This is a genomic window from Sphingomonas sp. IC-11, assembly GCF_021043365.1.
GTDB lineage: Bacteria > Pseudomonadota > Alphaproteobacteria > Sphingomonadales > Sphingomonadaceae > Sphingomonas.
In genome coordinates this window covers 1,494,136-1,511,455 of sequence record NZ_JAJNDU010000001.1, presented here as the reverse complement: position 1 = coordinate 1,511,455, position 17,320 = coordinate 1,494,136, and the positions used below count along the sequence as shown (strand labels likewise).

Annotated in this window: 17 protein-coding genes; 4 read left to right on the top strand and 13 right to left on the bottom strand. The window is 63.3% G+C overall.

Annotated features, from left to right (window positions below):
* Nucleotides 1-5: 5 nt before the first annotated feature.
* From LQ954_RS07350 to hisB, 9 genes are all read right to left on the bottom strand, one after another.
* Entirely contained in the window at nucleotides 6-3,365 is a 3,360-nt protein-coding gene (locus LQ954_RS07350) for a TonB-dependent receptor (protein WP_231022508.1), read from the bottom strand.
* Between the two features lie 164 nt (nucleotides 3,366-3,529).
* Nucleotides 3,530-5,656 (bottom strand): NAD-dependent DNA ligase LigA, encoded by a 2,127-nt coding sequence (ligA, locus tag LQ954_RS07345; RefSeq protein ID WP_231022507.1) that lies wholly within the window; start codon nucleotides 5,654-5,656, stop codon nucleotides 3,530-3,532.
* Nucleotides 5,657-5,754: 98 nt separating this feature from the next.
* Nucleotides 5,755-7,332, bottom strand: a complete 1,578-nt coding sequence (locus LQ954_RS07340) for an amino acid permease (protein WP_227770101.1) — start codon at nucleotides 7,330-7,332, stop codon at nucleotides 5,755-5,757.
* A gap of 125 nt (nucleotides 7,333-7,457) precedes the next feature.
* Nucleotides 7,458-7,850, bottom strand: coding sequence for a histidine triad nucleotide-binding protein (locus LQ954_RS07335; protein WP_227770102.1), 393 nt, complete (start codon nucleotides 7,848-7,850; stop codon nucleotides 7,458-7,460).
* A gap of 10 nt (nucleotides 7,851-7,860) precedes the next feature.
* A complete protein-coding gene (locus LQ954_RS07330; RefSeq protein ID WP_227770103.1) occupies nucleotides 7,861-8,196 on the bottom strand; it encodes a phosphoribosyl-ATP diphosphatase in 336 nt (111 codons plus the stop codon).
* A gap of 249 nt (nucleotides 8,197-8,445) precedes the next feature.
* Nucleotides 8,446-9,222, bottom strand: coding sequence for an imidazole glycerol phosphate synthase subunit HisF (gene hisF / locus LQ954_RS07325; RefSeq protein WP_231022506.1), 777 nt, complete (start codon nucleotides 9,220-9,222; stop codon nucleotides 8,446-8,448).
* Nucleotides 9,223-9,304: 82 nt separating this feature from the next.
* Nucleotides 9,305-10,039, bottom strand: a complete 735-nt coding sequence (hisA, locus tag LQ954_RS07320; RefSeq protein WP_231022505.1) for a 1-(5-phosphoribosyl)-5-[(5-phosphoribosylamino)methylideneamino]imidazole-4-carboxamide isomerase — start codon at nucleotides 10,037-10,039, stop codon at nucleotides 9,305-9,307.
* Nucleotides 10,036-10,641 carry an imidazole glycerol phosphate synthase subunit HisH gene (gene hisH / locus LQ954_RS07315; protein WP_231022742.1) on the bottom strand — a complete coding sequence of 202 codons (606 nt, stop codon included), beginning with the start codon at nucleotides 10,639-10,641 and terminating at the stop codon, nucleotides 10,036-10,038. Before hisH ends, hisA begins: the two co-directional genes overlap by 4 nt.
* Before the next feature lie 43 nt (nucleotides 10,642-10,684).
* Nucleotides 10,685-11,272: an imidazoleglycerol-phosphate dehydratase HisB gene (gene hisB, locus LQ954_RS07310; protein ID WP_227771028.1), complete on the bottom strand. Its 588-nt coding sequence runs from the start codon at nucleotides 11,270-11,272 to the stop codon at nucleotides 10,685-10,687.
* A 72-nt stretch (nucleotides 11,273-11,344) separates the two neighbouring features.
* On the opposite strand from hisB, the gene LQ954_RS07305 reads away from it, so the two are divergent.
* The 4 genes from LQ954_RS07305 (at nucleotide 11,345) to gmk (ending at nucleotide 14,395) form a co-directional block, all read left to right on the top strand.
* A complete protein-coding gene (locus LQ954_RS07305; RefSeq protein WP_227770106.1) occupies nucleotides 11,345-11,833 on the top strand; it encodes an SspB family protein in 489 nt (162 codons plus the stop codon).
* Nucleotides 11,834-11,928: 95 nt separating this feature from the next.
* The gene (fumC, locus tag LQ954_RS07300) at nucleotides 11,929-13,335 is read left to right on the top strand and encodes a class II fumarate hydratase (RefSeq protein WP_231022504.1); all 1,407 of its coding nucleotides are present in this window, start codon (nucleotides 11,929-11,931) and stop codon (nucleotides 13,333-13,335) included.
* 26 nt (nucleotides 13,336-13,361) lie between these two features.
* Entirely contained in the window at nucleotides 13,362-13,577 is a 216-nt protein-coding gene (locus LQ954_RS07295) for a hypothetical protein (RefSeq protein ID WP_227770108.1), read from the top strand.
* Between the two features lie 143 nt (nucleotides 13,578-13,720).
* Nucleotides 13,721-14,395: a guanylate kinase gene (gmk, locus tag LQ954_RS07290; RefSeq protein WP_227770109.1), complete on the top strand. Its 675-nt coding sequence runs from the start codon at nucleotides 13,721-13,723 to the stop codon at nucleotides 14,393-14,395.
* Nucleotides 14,396-14,399: 4 nt separating this feature from the next.
* On the opposite strand, the gene LQ954_RS07285 is transcribed toward gmk, so the two are convergent.
* The 4 genes from LQ954_RS07285 to crcB form a co-directional block, all read right to left on the bottom strand.
* On the bottom strand, nucleotides 14,400-15,083 hold the full coding sequence (locus tag LQ954_RS07285; protein ID WP_231022503.1) for an ATP12 family chaperone protein: 684 nt from the start codon (nucleotides 15,081-15,083) through the stop codon (nucleotides 14,400-14,402).
* Nucleotides 15,080-15,292, bottom strand: a complete 213-nt coding sequence (locus LQ954_RS07280; protein ID WP_227770111.1) for a hypothetical protein — start codon at nucleotides 15,290-15,292, stop codon at nucleotides 15,080-15,082. Before LQ954_RS07280 ends, LQ954_RS07285 begins: the two co-directional genes overlap by 4 nt.
* Before the next feature lie 535 nt (nucleotides 15,293-15,827).
* Complete coding sequence (locus LQ954_RS07275; RefSeq protein ID WP_227770113.1) at nucleotides 15,828-16,916, bottom strand: RluA family pseudouridine synthase; 1,089 nt, start codon at nucleotides 16,914-16,916, stop codon at nucleotides 15,828-15,830.
* Nucleotides 16,913-17,287 (bottom strand): fluoride efflux transporter CrcB, encoded by a 375-nt coding sequence (gene crcB / locus LQ954_RS07270; RefSeq protein ID WP_231022502.1) that lies wholly within the window; start codon nucleotides 17,285-17,287, stop codon nucleotides 16,913-16,915. The genes LQ954_RS07275 and crcB overlap by 4 nt, the downstream gene beginning before the upstream one ends.
* Between the last annotated feature and the right edge of the window lie 33 nt (nucleotides 17,288-17,320).

The following is a 17,320-nucleotide window of genomic DNA, read 5'->3' as shown; positions in this document are numbered from 1 at the left end:
CGCGATCAGAACGTGAAGCGCGCGCCGATGCGGATCGAGTAGAGCGACTGACGCGAGTAGACCGTGTCCGTCGGTGTCGCGGCTGGTGCGCTGTAGCGATACTGCGCACAGGCCTGGCTCGTGTTCGCCGTTGCCGCAGCTCCGGGCGCGGTGCCGGTCGCCACTGGAGCCTGCAGGCACGACACGCGGACCGCAGGGATGGTGTACGGGAACTGATACTCGCGCACCTGACCCCAGTTCTTGTTGATGAGGTTGGTCAGGTTTTCGATATCCATGAACAGCTCGACCCGGCTGTCGCCGACAAAGGTCGGGATTTCCTGCCCGATATGGAGGTCGAACCGAGTGAACCACTTCGAGTTGAAGGCGTTGCGCGGCGCGATCTTGCCACGGTACTTACCGAGCTTGGTCGAATTGATCAGGTTGTCGAGATAATCACGAGTAGCCGTGGTGTCGTACGAAACCAGCGCGTCCGTGGTCGAGGTCGGCACATAGAGCAGGTAACGTGAGCCGTTGCCGGCCGTCCCGAACACACCCGAACGGGCGTTCGAAAGTTCCTGCATCGTGTAGCTGAACGGACGACCGATGCGCGTTTCACCGAACAGGGTGAAGTTCGTCTTGTAGTCACCGAAGAACGCGCGGTTGAAGCTCAGGTTGTACTTGATGTTGTGGCGAACTTCGTCGTTGGAGATGCCGTAAGCTGCACCATTGGCATCGAAGAAGGCGCCGTTGCCGTAGTTCGACGATGCCGTCGAGGAAGTGGCAGGAGCCTGATCCTTGATGTCCTGATAGCTATAGCTGACCGCCGCACGGAGACCGAAGTCAAACTCCTTGGCGATACGCGCAACGGCCACGAGGCTGCGCCCCTTGGTGGTGTTGGTCAGGAAAAGATCCTGGTTCGTATCGGAGAAGTTCGTGGCCGACGCATACCGAACGCGGCCGTCCGGCGTACGAAGTGCCGTCGGGATCACGCGAAGGTCGGTGAAGAACACCTGGTTGCGAACGTCGGACCAGAGGAAATCGGCACCGAAGTTCCAGCCACTGCCGAAGGTACCGCCCCAATCCGGATCATAGTCGAACGACAGGGTGCCGCGCCACTGCGACGGGACCTTGAAGTTCGGATCCAGCGCGTTGGTCGGCGACTGCGTGCTCACGGTCGCATTGTTCAGCACGGCGTTCGCCTGCCCAGGGATAACCGCGCCGTTGACCCCGGTGAGGATCGCCTGGCCCGTGGTTACCGCATCGGCGCCATTCAGCCCAGGAACGGTGTAGCCGCCCCCGTTCAGCTGACGCACGTCGATTGCGTTGGTCAGGAAGCCCGTGTTGGAGAAGCTGTTCGACACATACACGTCCGGCGAGCCGCCCGAGAAGATGCCGATGCCGCCGCGGATCGAGAGTTCGCGGGTGGGCTTGAAGTCCACGCCGACGCGCGGCTGGAACACACCGCGACCCGAGATGTACGAGGTGTTCGGGAAACCGTAGCGGCTCAGGAACGACGAGTTCAGCTCCGGCCGGCTGTCGCCGCCGTAGAGATCATAACGCGCGCCATAGGCGAGCGTCAGGATGTCGCTGATCCGCCACGTGTCCTGGATACCAAAGGTGTAGGACTGGTAGCGGAACTTCGCGGCGCCGTTTGCCGGATCCAGGCTCGGCACAGCGTTGCCGTAGCGGAAGCGCTGCGCGTTGCCAGCTTCGAAGTCGGCGATCGAGTCGAAGTAGTAGTCGCCCGCGGTGCGCTGCACGAACAGGTTGAAGATGTCCGTGTCCTGGAACTCGGCGAAGATCCGCAGGTCGTGATTGTTGCGGGTCAAGCGTGCCTGCACCAGGCCGCCGTACGTACGGCTGGTCAGCTCGTTGGACTGACGCGAGACGTCCGGGCCGAAGGAAACATTGCCGAACCCCGACTGGCAAGTGCCTGCCAAATCGTTGCTCGCGGCAGCGCCAGTGCTGCGATCGCTGGTCGGCGCGGTGCAGACCTGCATCTGAGCGAAGCCGCGACCCAGGATCGGATCCTGACCGCGCTTATAATCCTTGTAGAAGCCGCGAACCTCGGTCGAGAACTCGTCGGTCCAGTCGCTGTTTAGCTGGAACACACCGGTGTGCAGGCGGTTCGAGCCGACGTAGCCGTTAGACTCCAGACCCAGGCCCGGCGTGCCGGTCAGGAAGGTGTTCTGGTTCATCTGGATCGAGTCTTTGGTGTACAGGTACGTCACCGAAGCGCGCTGCGTGTCCGACAGGTTGGCGTCGATACGCGCCACCAGTCGATCGTCACGATCCTTTGCGTCGTTCAGAACGCCGCCCGTCTCATAGCCATAACGCGACTGGGCGATGCTGCGGATCCGATCGACCTGGGCGTCGGTAATGTTCGGCACCACCGCGCCAGCGTTGTTGCCCAGCGTGCCTTCGGCGATCGGCGTATTGGCGCGGATGCGCTCACCAGCGACCATGAAGAACAGCTTGTCCTTGATGATCGGGCCGGACAGCTGCGCGCCGTAGTTCTCGTACTTGAAATCCGGGATGTTCACGCGGCCGGTGGGAACACCCGGGCCTGCCTTGGTTTCCTTGCCGGTGAGCCCAGCGTCAGAATAGGCGTAGAATCCGGTGCCGTGGAAGCTGTTCGTGCCGGACTTCAGAATCGCGTTGATCGCGCCGCCCTGGAAGTTGCCTTCACGCACGTCATACGGCGCCACCTTGGTCTGGAACTGCCCGATCGCGTCGAAGGGGATCGGCGAGCGGCGGGTGGGGAGGCCATCGGGGTTGAGGCCGAAGTTGTCCGTGACAGGCACGCCGTCGACCGAGAAACGGTTGAAACGTGCGTTCTGGCCCGCGAAGCTGACAGCGCGGCCGCCCGAGGGCGTGTCATCAAGACGGGCGAACGGGTCACGGCGCATCAGGTCGCGCACGTCGCGGTTCACCGACGCGACACTTGCGATGTCGGCAGCCGACAGAACGGTTGCCGGGCCCTGGCTGACCGTACGGGCATTTGCGACGCGCGACGCGGTGATGACGATGTCGCCGCCCGCCGCCTCGGTGTTCTCAGCCTGCAATTCGATCGGCAGGTCATATGCCTGCGCAACGACCGTGAAGATGTCGGTGACAGTGACCTGCGGGTAACCGGATGCGGCCACCGTGACGGAGAAGGGGCCGCCGACACGAAGGCCAGAGGCGTTGAACGAACCATTCGCATCGGTCGTCACCGTGCTGGTGGTGCCAGACGGAACGTTGACGATTGTCACCGTCGCACCTGCAACCGTCGCACCTGCAGCAGTCACCGTGCCGCGGATAACCGAGGTGGTTTCCTGTGCCATCGCACCCGTTGGCGCGACGAGCGCAACAACAGCTGCACCCAGAAACAGGTTGTGTCGCATTAATCAAATTCCCCTTGGAGCTCATGCTCTGGCACGCGGTGCCTGAACCGCTGCCGCGCCCGTGCCCGCCCAATATTTCTGTTCGGTTACGCGGGCGAGCAGAATCCAAAGGGAACCAACTTTGATTTTGCTGCGTTGCAAAAAGGCGACAGGTGCGCCCGGGCCTATTCTGCGGCCGATACGATCGCCTGCCAGCCTGCTTCGTCAACCACGCGGATGCCCAGTTCTGCGGCCTTCTTCGCCTTTGAACCAGCGCCGGGACCAGCCACGACCAGATCGGTTTTCGCCGATACTGAACCGGAAACCTTAGCCCCGAGCGTCTCGGCCTGCGCCTTTGCCTCGTCACGGCTCATCGTCTCCAACGTGCCGGTAAAGACGACGGTCTTTCCGGAAATCTCTGAAGCGCGAGTCTCATGTACCACGTCGGCTGGCATAAGCTGGCCGAGCAGGTCGGCCACTGCCGAGTCGTTCCGGTCTTCCGCGAAGAAGTCGATCAGCGCCAAGGCGACTTCCGGGCCAACCTGCTTAGTGTCGACGATCGCGGCCAATTCCTTGGCGGTGCGGGCAAGCAGCTTGTCATCGCTCTCTCCCACCGCCCGAAGCATGCCGTCACGTTTTTGGATTCCAGCCTCCACCATGCCACGGAAGGCGTTCCAGCTGCGCCAGCGCCGGGCCAGATCGCGAGCCGTCACTTCACCAATATGCCGGATCCCCAGCGCGAACAGGAAGCGGTCGAGCGGCGGCTGGCGTTTGGCGTTGATCGCGGCGATCAGATTTCGCGCGGACACTTCCGCCCACCGCTCCCGGGCGAGAAGCTGTTCCTCGGTCAGGCGGAAGATGTCAGCGGGGGTCGCGATCAGTTTGTCGGCGAAGAAGCTTTCGATATTGGTGATGCCAAGCCCTTCGATGTCCAGAGCATGGCGGGAGGCAAAGTGACGCAGGCGTTCAACCTGTTGCGCAGGACACACCAGGCCACCCGAGCAGCGCCAGTCGACCTCGCCTGGCTCTCGCACAGCCTCTGAGCCGCATTCGGGGCAGTGGGTGGGGAAGTGCCAAGCGGGACGACTCTCCCCCGCGGTAAGATTTTCGACGATCTGCGGGATCACATCACCTGCGCGCTGCACAACGATGCGGTCGCCCGGACGAACGCCCAGCCGCGCGACCTCGTCCGCATTGTGCAAGGTGGCATTACGCACCACCACGCCGCCGACAGTGACGGGTTCCAGCTTCGCGACGGGGGTCAGCTTCCCCGTGCGACCAACCTGTATGTCGATGTCGTTGAGAGTGGTCTGGGCCCGTTCGGCGGGGAATTTATGTGCAATCGCCCAGCGCGGTGCGCGGGCGACGAAGCCGAGTCGTTCCTGCCAGTCGAGGCGATCAATCTTGTAGACCACCCCATCGATGTCGAACGGCAGGTCGGCACGTTTTCGTTCAATGGCACGGTACTGCGCCAGGGCCTCGGCAGCGGTGGCAACGGTCGCGAAATCGTCAGCAACGGGGAAGCCCCATTGCCGGACGGCGGCAACTACCGAGGACTGCGTTTGACCGGGAAGGGCACTGGCTTCTCCCCAACCGTGGGCAAGGAAGCGCAGCGGCCGGCGCGCCGTCACGGCTGCATCCTTCTGCCGCAGCGAGCCAGCCGCGGCATTGCGCGGGTTTGCAAACTGGCGCGCTTCCTTGCCGTTCTCTGCCGCTTCCTGGGCGAGCCGCTGGTTCAGCGCCGCAAAGTCGGCCTTGGCCATATACACCTCGCCTCGAACCTCGAAGATGTCGGGTGCGTCCTCGGGCAGCGTGATCGGGATGTCAGCGATGGTGCGGACATTGGCAGTGACGTCCTCGCCCGTGGTGCCGTCTCCGCGCGTCAGCGCTTGCACCAGGCGTCGACCTTCATAGCGCAGCGAGCAGGAAAGGCCGTCGATCTTCGGTTCGGCAGTGAGTGCGACCTCCTCATCCTCGGGCAGGCGCAGGAAGCGTCGGATTCGAGCGACGAAGTCTTCGACCTCCTCGTCGGAGAAGGCATTGTCAAGGCTGGTCATCGGTCGCGCGTGTTGCACCTTTGCCAGATGCCCCGCGGGTGCAGCGCCGACCTGGCGAGAAGGGGAGTCCGGTCTGACGAGGTGCGGGAAGGCAGCTTCGAGCGCATTGTTCCGCCGGACCAACGCATCATAGTCCGCATCTGAAATCTCTGGCGCGTCGTTCGTATGGTAGAGGCGATTGTGGCGCGCGATTTCGCCCGCCAGATGCTCAAGCTCGGCAGCGGCGGCTTTTTCGGTCGTGGGGAGCCCAGTCATAGTCGCTGGTTAGGCGAGCCTCGGCCCGCCGCCAAGCAGATGCTAAAAGGGCCGGAGCATCGCTCCGGCCCTTTTCATTTCAAGTCTTCGCCGGGACCTCAGTGGGTGCCGGGCATTGTCGGATCAACGTCGTGCACGGCTTCGCTCTCATGCACTTCAACCAGGCCGCGGCCGAGGTGCGAGGCACGATAGCCGTAGCCGTAGTAGATCGCGAGGCCGAGGATGCCCCAGAGCGGCAGGACCAGCATCGCGTCCAACGGCAGGTTGAAGAACAGGAAGATGCAGCCTGCGATCGTCAGCGGCCCGACAATCCACAAGCCCGGCGTGCGGAAGCTGCGCTGACGATTCGCCTCGGTGCGGCGCAGGATCATGACCGCAATGGCGACCATCATGAACGCATAGAGCGTACCCGCATTGGCGATATCCGCGAGCTTGCCCACCGGCAGGAAGGCGGCGGCGAAGGCCACGGCCGCGCCGGTGATCGCCGTAACGATGTACGGAGTCTTCCACTTCGGGTGCACCGCGGACAGGCGCTCCGGCAGCAGACCGTCACGGCTCATCACGAAGAAGATGCGGGTCTGGCCGAACATCAGGATCAGGATGACCGACGGGAGCGCGAGGAAGGCAGCGATGCCCAGCATGTTGCCGACACCCGACCAGCCGATCTGACGCAGCACATGGGCAAGCGCCTCGTTCGAGCAGACGAGCGGTAGGTCGTTGGCGGCGTAAGTGGCGCACTGACGAGCGAGCTCTTCCGAGCCGGCCGGGAAGGGCACGCCATTCGGGCCCATGATCGGCTGACCACCAACGGTGCCGATCGCACCCGCGGCCACCAGGATGTAGAAGACGGTGCAGAACAGCAGCGAGCCAACGAGGCCGATAGGAACATTGCGCTGCGGGTTCTTGGTTTCCTCAGCCGCGGTCGAGACCGCGTCGAAGCCGACATAGGCGAAGAAGATCGTCGCCGCGGCGCCGACCGCACCGACGCCGGTGCCGAAGCCGCCAAAGACGCCGGCGGGAAGGAACGGGTTGAAGCGATCAGTGTCGAACGCGTCAGACGGGATGGTGAGCGCGATGAAGGCGGTAAGCGCCGTCACCTTGATCGCCACCAGCACCGCATTGACCCGCGCGCTTTCGGTGGTGCCGACCATGAGCAGCCAAGTGATCAGAAGGGAAATGACCACCGCAGGCAGATTGATAAAGCCGCCTTCGACGCCGCCTAGAGCAAGCGGTGCGCCGGACAGCCAGGCTGGCAGGTGTATGCCGAGGAATTCATTCAGGATCGTGCCGGTGAAATAGCCGGACCAACCCACCGACACCGCGCTGGCGGCAACGGCATATTCGAGGATCAGGGCCCAACCGACCGTCCACCCGATCATCTCGCCCATGGTGGCGTAACTGTAGGTGTAGGCGGATCCCGCAACCGGGATCATGGCAGCGATTTCGGCATAACACAGCGCGGCGACAATGCAGATCGCGCCGGCGATCGCGAAGGCGAGCATCAGGCCCGGACCGGCCTTCTGTGCCCCTGCGGAGGTCAGCACGAAAATGCCGGTGCCGATGACGCAGCCGATGCCGAACAATGTGAGCTGGAACCAGCCCAAGGTACGATGAAGCGATTTCTTCTCGGCAGTCGCCAAGATGGCATCGAGCGGTTTTACTCGGCCAAAGATCATGCGGCCCTTTCCCCCAGGAGGCGCGGCCTTTGCGGCCGCCCATTTCTTGAATCGCGCGAAACTAGCGGGAGATCGGCCGCGCGCAATCCCTCACGGCATCGCCCTGCAAGATTGCGTCTTCTCCGTTACTTGCGACTATCGTTTTCGACCAGCATAGGCCCCAAAGGACGCCCGGCGAGAATGTGGACATGCAAGTGCGGGACTTCCTGGTGGCTATGCGGCCCGGCGTTGGCGAGTAGCCGGTATCCCGGTTCGACGAGGCCGGCTTCGCGTGCGACAAGCCCGACCGCTCGCACGAAGCCGGCAATTTCGGCGTCGCTGGCCTTCGCGGAGAAGTCATCCCAGCTGACGTAGGCGCCCTTCGGGATCACGAGGATATGCGTCGGCGACCAGGGCGCAATATCATGGAATGCCAGCGCGAATTCATCCTCATATACTCGGCGCGACGGGATCTCTCCGCGCAGAATGCGAGCAAAGATGTTCTGATCGTCATAGGGGGCGGTGGCATCAACGGGCATGTGCTCAGCCTTATTCGGGGCGGAAGGAAAGCGGACGCCCGGCCTTTTCATCGTGGCCGGATTGCCCCTCGCGCCGTGCGAGTTCCCGCCGGACATCGTCCAAGCTGAGGCCGGCATCGGCGAGAAGAATCAAGAGGTGGAAAATGAGGTCAGCAGCCTCCGGAACGATGTCCTGATCCTCGCCGGAGCAGGCCGCAATCACGGTTTCGACGGCTTCCTCGCCGACCTTTTGAGCGATTTTGTGCCGCCCCTGGAAGAAAAGGCTGGCGGTATAGGACCGCACCGCCGGGCTATCCTTGCGGGCGCGTATCGTCGTTTCTAGACGCTCGAGAATGTCGTCGGCCATGGCCGCGAGGTGCCGCGCACGCGCGCTCAGGTCAACCTTTGCCGCCGCGATTGCGCAACGCTCTCCGCGTCAGCCAGACCGCCGTGGCGGCGATCAGGAATAAAGCGACGTCAGAAAGCTCGGGGCCAGTCCGCGGGGTGGAGACCGCTGCAACAGTCGTAGTGGCCGCAAGGGAGGGCATCGGCATTGTCGACAATTGCTCTTCCGTGTTGCGAGACTAGCCCCGCGCCGATCCGAAAGCAGGGTGGGTCAGCTACCCACCGCTATATGCGATCGCACAGGTACACCGGCGTGAGCTAGCGCTGCATGTGCCTCAGCGATCGTTGCCTGTCCGAAATGGAAGATCGATGCCGCCAAAACAGCGGAGGCATGACCTTCAGTGATCCCGCGAACCAGATCGTCGATTTTCCCGACGCCGCCGGATGCGACGACGGGAACCGTTGTTCGATCAGCCACAGCCCTGACTAGTTCAAGATCGTAGCCGTCGCGGGTTCCGTCGCGGTCCATCGAAGTGAGCAAGATCTCGCCGGCACCTAGCCCAGCCAGGCGCAAGGCATGCTCCACCGCATTGATGCCGGTAGGGCGGCGACCACCGTGAGTGAAAACTTCCCACCCATTGTCCGTGCGCCTCGCGTCGACGCTTGCGACACAACATTGGCTGCCGAATCGCTCGGCGATTTCGGCAACCACCTCCGGCCGCGACACGGCGGCAGAGTTCACGGCGACTTTATCAGCCCCCGCAAGCAAGAGCGCGCGTGCATCATCCGCGCTCCGCACACCGCCGCCAACGGTCAGCGGCATGAAGCAAACGGCTGCCGTCCGTTTCACGACATCCAAGATGGTGTCGCGGCCCTCATGGCTGGCGGTGATGTCGAGGAAGCACAGTTCGTCAGCGCCGGCAGCATCATAGGCCCGCGCTTGCTCAACCGGATCACCTGCGTCCACGAGATCAACAAAATTGACGCCCTTCACGACGCGGCCATTCGCCACATCGAGGCAGGGAATAACTCGGGCTCGTACGGTCATTGGCCGCTCCGCGCCGTCGGCTGCGAGCAATTCCGAGGTCGGTCAGGCCCGTTGCGGCTGGCTCTTGTGGCGAGCGAGCGCATCACGCTGCGGCCGCCACGCTGAGAGCGGCGCGAAGATCAAGTCGCCCGTCGTAGAGGGCGCGTCCGGTGATCACACCTTCAACACCATCGCGGGCATGAAGGGCCAGAACGTGGATCTCGTCAATTCCCTTGACCCCGCCGCTGGCGATCACCGGGATCGATACAGCGCGTGCGAGATCCAGTGTCGCCTCGACGTTGCAGCCCTTCAGCAGACCGTCTCGACCAACATCGGTGAACAGGACAGCAGCCACGCCGGCGTCTTCGAAGCGGCGGGCAAGATCAACCGCGCTGGTGGTGGAGATTTCTGCCCACCCCTTGGTCGCAACCATGCCGTCGCGGGCGTCCACCGCAACCACGATGCCGCCCGGGAAGGCAGATGCCATCTCTCGTACAAAGCTGGGGTTCTCCAGCGCTGCGGTGCCGATCACCACCCGCGCCACCCCCGCGTCAAACCAGGCCTCCACGCTCTTCGGCGTACGAATGCCGCCGCCAAGCTGCACATGTCCCGGGAAGCGCGCGACGATGGAGCGAACCGCCTCTCCGTTCCTGCTTTCGCCAGCAAAGGCACCATCCAGGTCCACCACATGCAGGTGCCCGGCACCCGCATCAGCAAACAGCATCGCCTGCGCCGCGGGATCGTCACCATAGACGGTGGCGCGGTCCATATCGCCTTCTGCAAGGCGGACTACCTGACCGGCCTTCAGGTCAATCGCGGGAAATACAATCAGGCTCATGGACGCCACTTCAAGAAACGGGCGAGAAGATCGAGGCCGTAGCGCTGGCTCTTCTCGGGATGGAACTGCACGCCGACGATGTTGTCACGGCCGATCGCAGCCGTAACCTGGCCAGCATGGGAGGTCTGGGCGATCACGCCTTCGCCTTCATAAGCGAAGCTGTGAAGGAAATATGCTTCGCCGGCCGGTACCAGCGGGTGATCTCCGCGTGGCGACACATCGTTCCAGCCCATGTGCGGCACCTTGGCGTCCGTGCCGGCGGGATCCAGGCGCCGTACGCCGCCGGCAAACCAGCCGAGGCCGCGATGATGCCCGAGCTCCTCGCCGTGCTCTGCCAGCAGCTGCATGCCGACACAGATGCCGAGGAACGGTACGCCATCGTCGAGCACTCGCTGGCGCAAGGATGCTTCCAAGCCGTCAATGGAGCGCAGGTTCGCCGCGCACGCGCCAAAAGCGCCGACGCCGGGAAGCACCACGCGGTCGGCCTGGCGGATCAGCTCGGGATCGGCCGTGATGGTGACGTCAGCGGCACCGGCGGCGCGAAGAGCGTTCTCAACGGAGTGCAGGTTGCCGGACTGGATATCTACCAATGCGAGCATCAGTTGGCCCCAGCCCCAGCGGACATGCTGCTACCAATTCCAGAATTCACAGCACACCCTTGGTCGATGGAATGGCATCGGCCTTGCGGGGATCGATTTCGATCGCCTTTCGCAAGGCTCGCGCCAAGCCCTTGAACGCACTTTCGGCGATGTGATGATTGTTCTCGCCGTGCAGCGTCTCGACGTGCAGGGTGATCCCTGCCGCCTGAGCGAAGCTGTGGAACCAGTGTTTGAACAGCTCGGTGTCCATCTCGCCCAGCCGCTTCTGGCTGAAATCCGTTTTCCATACGAGCCAGGGACGACCCGAGATGTCGAGCGCAACGCGGGTCAGCGTCTCGTCCATCGGCGACAACGCGTCGCCGTACCGCCGAATGCCGCGCTTGTCGCCCAGGGCACGTGCAATTGCCTCACCAATAGCGATCCCGGTGTCCTCCACCGTATGGTGCTGATCGATGTGCAGATCGCCCTTGGTCTCGACGTCGAGATCGATCAGCGAATGCCGGGACAGCTGTTCCAGCATGTGGTCGAAAAAGCCGACGCCTGTGGAAACGCGATAATTGCCGGTGCCGTCCAGATTGACGGTAACCGCAATCTTGGTTTCGCTAGTGTCGCGGCGGATCGTGGCGGTGCGCATTGCGCGCACATAGCGGCGCCGGTGCGTCATGCAATCTTGACCAGCCGATTGCGACCGTTACCCATGACGAGAATGGACGACCAAGCACCAGATAGCCTGATTCCGTATGACGAGATCGTACAGGAAGCGCTGCGCGCCGTCGTTGCGCGTGTGCTCGGCTCAGTGGCCACGGGCGGCGGATTGCCGGGCGACCACCATTTCTACATCACCTTCAAGACTCAGGCTGCCGGGGTAGACATCCCCAAGCGGCTGATCGAGCGTTTCCCCGATGAAATGACCATCGTGCTTCAGAACCGCTTCTGGGACCTGATGGTGGATGGCGAACGCTTCTCGGTCGGGCTCAGCTTCAATCAGGTGCCGTCCAAGCTTGTGATTCCTTACTCGGCGATCACGGGTTTCCATGATCCGGCGGTCAACTTCGAGCTGCGCTTCCAGGCTCAGGAAGGCCCGGGAGATGGACCGGAGCCGCATGATCCGGCTGAGAACGACGGTCCTTCGTCACCCTCATCAAGCGAGGACGGCTCAAACGTCGTCAGCGTGGACTTCAAGCGCAAGAAGTAAGCCTCTGTCGCTTTAGCCTGAAAAGCACGCGCTTCCCGATGCAACCGAAGCGCGTGCTCGATGCTTGTTTCCCTGCCTTTCGCGGGGACACGCAAATGACCACTCGGACCGAAACCGACTCGATCGGCGCCATTGAGGTGCCGGCGGAAGCGTATTGGGGTGCCCAGACCCAGCGCTCGATGGAGAACTTTCCCTTTCCGTCAACCGAGCGGATGCCGCTTGCGATCGTTCACGCGCTAGCGTTGGTGAAGCAGGCTGCTGCGCGAGTTAACCGCAAGCACGGGCTCGATCCGCAGAAGGCGGACGCGATCGAGGCTGCCGCGGCGGAAGTGATTTCGGGGAAGCTGGACGACCAGTTTCCCCTTGTGATCTGGCAGACCGGCAGTGGTACCCAGAGCAACATGAACGTGAACGAGGTTATTGCCGGCCGAGCGAACGAGATCCTGACCGGTCAACGCGGGGGCAAATCACCCGTTCACCCGAATGATGATGTGAACCGTGGGCAATCGTCGAACGACTCCTTTCCTACAGCGCTCCATGTAGCGGCGGTACTTGCGACGAGCCGTCGGCTGCTCCCTGCGCTTGAGCGTCTCGAAGGGGCGCTCTTCGAGAAAGCTGAAGCCTGGCAGCGAATCGTCAAGATCGGCCGTACCCACATGCAGGATGCGACCCCGCTTACGCTCGGCGACGAATTCTCCGGCTATTCGATGCAGTTAAGGCTCGCGCGGAAAAGACTGCAGCCGCTTATCGAACATGGGCTTTCGCTTCTGGCGCAGGGCGGTACGGCGGTCGGAACCGGCCTGAACGCTCCTGCCGGTTTTGGCGAGGATGTGGCTGCCGAGCTCACTACGCTTACGGGCTTTTCTTTCGAGACGGCGCCAAACAAGTTCGAGGCTCTCGCCAGCAACGACACGCTAGTCGACCTGTCCGGACGGCTGAACTCCCTGGCCGTCGCGCTGACCAAGATCGCCAACGACATCCGATTGCTGGGCTCGGGCCCGCGGTGCGGAATTGGTGAACTTGTATTGCCTGCCAATGAGCCGGGCAGCTCAATCATGCCAGGGAAGGTCAATCCTACGCAGGTCGAGATGCTGACGATGGTGGCTGCGCAGGTAATTGGAAACCACACGGCGATCACGGTGGGCGGGATGCAGGGCCATCTGGAACTCAACGTTTTCAAGCCGTTGATCGGTTCTGCTGTGTTGCGTTCTATCGAGCTGCTGGCCGTGGGCATGGAGAGCTTTGCGGAACGATGTGTCGATGGATTGGAGGCGGATGAGCGCCGGATTGCCGATCTGCTTGACCGTTCGCTGATGCTGGTGACGGCGCTTGCGCCAGAGATCGGCTATGACAATGCAGCGAAGATCGCGAAACACGCCCATTCGGAAGGGCTTACGCTCCGGGAGGCAGGCCTGGACCTGGGCCTGGTAGATGAAGCGACGTTCGACAGGGTGGTGAAGCCGGAGGTAATGCTGGGAACCGGGCGGTCCTCGCAGGGTTGATCAAAGTACGTATCGAAAGGAAAGTCATGCTCCGCACCATCATCGGCGCGCTTGTTGGTAAGGAACTCGATCAGCGGGACGGGCGTGGTGGCCTGAAGGGCGCAGCGATCGGGATGCTCGCCGCGCGGGCGGTTACGCGGACCGGGCCATTGGGCCTGCTGCTGGGTGGCGGGTATGTCGCGAAAAAGATGTACGATCGCCGGAGGGCCGGCAAGGGAATGGCAGGTCGTGGGATGCGGTAACGGGCACGCGAACGCGGCCTTGCCGCGGCCGAAAAAGATGACTGTCCGGGTGTGCACCGGCGACGATCAGCCGCTTGCGGAGTATTTCGGCTGCATATGGCCGCGCCCTTGACGCTCCCGCCCCAGCCGCGGCAGTAGCGCGCATGGCCGCTTCCTCTCCCAACGATCCGCACGGCATGCGCCGGCGCGGTGTGCTGTTCGTTCTTTCTTCGCCGTCGGGCGCCGGCAAATCCACCATCGCGCGAAAGCTGCTCGAGGCCGAGCCCGAACTCTCAATGTCGGTGTCCTACACGACACGTCCGATCCGCCCTGGCGAGGTGGATGGTAAGGACTATAACTTCGTCTCGCTGGAAAAATTTCGCGAGATGGTCGCCAATCACGAATTCCTGGAGTGGGCGCACGTCTTCGACAATCGCTATGGCACGCCCAAGGCCGATGTCTTCCACACGCTGAGCGAAGGACATGACATCCTGTTCGACATCGATTGGCAGGGCGCGCAGCAGCTGCACCAGCTAGCCGGCGGAGACGTGGTCCGGGTCTTCATCCTGCCGCCGTCCATGGCGACGCTTCGCGATCGGTTGCAGAAGCGGGCGACCGACAGCCAGGACGTGATCGATGCGCGCATGTCGCGTGCCGCCAATGAGGTGAGCCACTGGGACGGCTATGACTACGTCCTGGTCAACGACGACCTCGAACATTGTTTCGAGTGCGTGCGCATGATCCTGGCGGCCGAGCGGCTGAAGCGATCGCGTCAGACCGGCATCATTGGCTTCATCCGCAGCCTGCTGAAGCACGGCGGCGTGAACGATCCGGTTTGAGTCGTTAGTCGACCAAGCCCAGGAAGCGGACGGCCGAATCGAAGTCCCGCCGGCGCGCGGCGCGTGCGTTGACCGCTTCGGGATCCTCTCCCCAAAGCTCCGCCTGCCAGACTTCGTCGACGATGGCGGCTGACCAGAGCGTGTCAGCGTCGATCGCTTTTTCCGCAAGGGCAAGAGCACCAACCAGCGTGCCGGTGATCGTGACGACAGGCTGAAGCGCGACCAGCACAAATGGCGGGCGACTCGCCACTGCCTCAGCGAGCCGGGCGATTGTGGCGGCAGGTTGGGGCTGATGCATCACCCCGCTGACCGTTTCGAAGTGGATGTCGTAACGCTTGCGCGCCCAGGCGAGCAGGGGATCCCACGCCGCTTCTTCACGAGCGACGAGTTCTGCCGGCGACTCCGCACGGTAATATAGCAGGTCGCTTTCCGCATAAGCAGCGAGGCCGGCGGCAAAGGCCTGCGGATCGGGTGCAACACGATCGATCGCAGCATTGGCAAGGCCGGTGAGCGGCATTGCGCGCGGATCGATGGTCTCCCCAACGGCACGCCATTCGTCGGCAATGGCAGCGGCAAGGGCAGGGGTCGGAAGCGCGAGCAGTGCGCGGCCAGGCGTGCGCACGGGCCGACCGTCCAGATTGATGCTCGCATCCGCATCGACGGCGACGTTGGTCCAGAAGCGCTTCACTGTGCGGGGCTCCGCCACCGACGGGCGAGCGCCGCCGGTACGACGGCCATGGCCCATAGTGCGACGAGCAGGAGCGCGCCCCCAAGGACTTTACCGGGTGCATCGGCCGCGCGGGCGAGCAGCACGATACCCAGTATCGCGGCCGCAGCGGTGGCGAGGCGAACGAGCACCAAAACGAACCAGCGCGATCGGGCGGGATCAGTTGCCATGCACGGCCTATGACGCAACCGGATCGTAGGCGCCAGTCACGACAGAATGACAGCGCAACGGGTTCAACAGGCCGTCAACCACTTGGTTACGGATGAACTTTATGGTGTATTGCAGGGTGTTACCGAGAGCGGGCCCGGGGGGGCGAGCCTCACAGATCTCTATCAGGAATGGTACGGCGATGGTCGGCGCGGCAGTATTCGTATATGGTTTGTTGGTAAGCTTCATCTTCTCGGGCGCGTCGCGAAACGCGAAGTTGCGTCGGCCGAATCCGCCTGCCGTGACCTATATCGGTTACGTGCTGGTGGGCATCACCACCGGCGCATCGCTGCTGCTGTTCGCTCACGCCATCGGCTTGTCGATCGGCCAGCCGCTGATTGCCCTGACGATCTGACGTCGCGGCAGGATCTCTGCCGCAGGCTGCTTCGAGAAGGAGCATCAGGTTCAACGATCGTGGTAGGATATTGCGGGTCGCCTGATCAGGGCGGCTCGCAAATCGCGTGAACGCACATGGCGCATGGCGCGCCAGCACGCCTGTTATTGAGCGGATCCGCGGCCGCGACGTTCTCCGCGGCGCGCCTTGCGCACCTGCTTGGCATGAGCGCGCGCTTTCGCCTTTCGCACTTCCCGCGTGATCGGCGGAGGCGCGTCCGACGGCATGGCATCGCCCTGCGACTCCTCAAAGCCGAGATTGGCGAGGCTCTCGGCGAAATGGTTGGGCAGTTCGGCCGTGACGTCAATCGCGCCGCCATCCGGATGATCCACGCGGATCCGCCGGGCGTGAAGGTGCATCTTGCGGCTGATCCCGCCGGTCAGAAAGGCTGCCGGGCCGCCATATTTCCCGTCACCGACGATGGGATGGCCGATCGCCGCCATGTGCACGCGTAGCTGATGCGTGCGTCCGGTGAACGGCTGCAATTCCACCCAGCAGGCACGATTGCCGGCACGTTCGATGACGCGGTAGCGGCTACGTGCCGGCTGTCCGTTCTCCTCATCCACGTGCATCTTTTCGCCGCCGGTGCCCGGCTGCTTGGCGATCGGGAGATCAACCGTGCCGTCGTCGATGGACGGAACGCCCACGACAAGCGCCCAATAGACCTTCTTGGCGGAGCGGCCGGAAAACGATTTGGCGAAAAAGGCTGCGGCGCGCGCCGAACGGGCGACGAGCAGGGCGCCGGATGTGTCCTTGTCCAAGCGGTGAACGAGCTTTGGCCGGCCCTCTGCCTCGAACTGCAAGGCGTCGAGGAGACCGTCGACGTGTGACGTCGTCTTGGTCCCCCCCTGAGTGGCAAGCCCTGGTGGCTTGTTCAGCACCAGTGCGGCCTGATCCTTGTGAATCACCATTTCACGCGCGAATGCTGCCTCATCTTCGCTGAGCGGCGGACGCTCGCGCTTGGGCTTGGTATCGACGCGGACCGGCTCGGGTGGCGGAAGGCGCAGAACCTGACCGGCGGCAACGCGATCGCCGGGCCCGACACGGGCTCCGTCCAGCCGAAGCTGGCCAGTGCGGGCCCATTTCGCGACGGTGGTGAAGCTGGTGTCGGGCAAGTGCCGCTTGCACCAGCGATCAACGCGAATGCCGTCGTCATCAGGCGCGACGGTAAATTGGCGAACTGCGTCGCTCATGCTGCGGACCTCGCCACGCCGAAGCCGAACGCCAGTGCTGCGATGGAACCCAGCACGGAGAGGGCGACATAAGCGAACATCTGCGCCCAGGCGCCGCGTTCCATCATCATAACTGTATCAAGCGAAAAGGCCGAAAAGGTGGTGAAGCCGCCGAGCACGCCGACCCCCAGGAACAGGCGCCATGGCTCTCCGTTCGCCAGCCGCGACGAGGCGGCGGTGAGAACACCCATCGCCAAGCCACCGGCGATGTTGACGAAGAGCGTGCCCCAGGGCCAACCAGCCCCGAGCGCAGACAAGGCCGCGCGGCCAACCAGATGGCGCAGGCCCGCGCCCAACGCGCCGCCCGCCATCACCAGAACCAATGCATTCATTTGATCGCCCTAGACCCAAGGAGGGCATGGCGG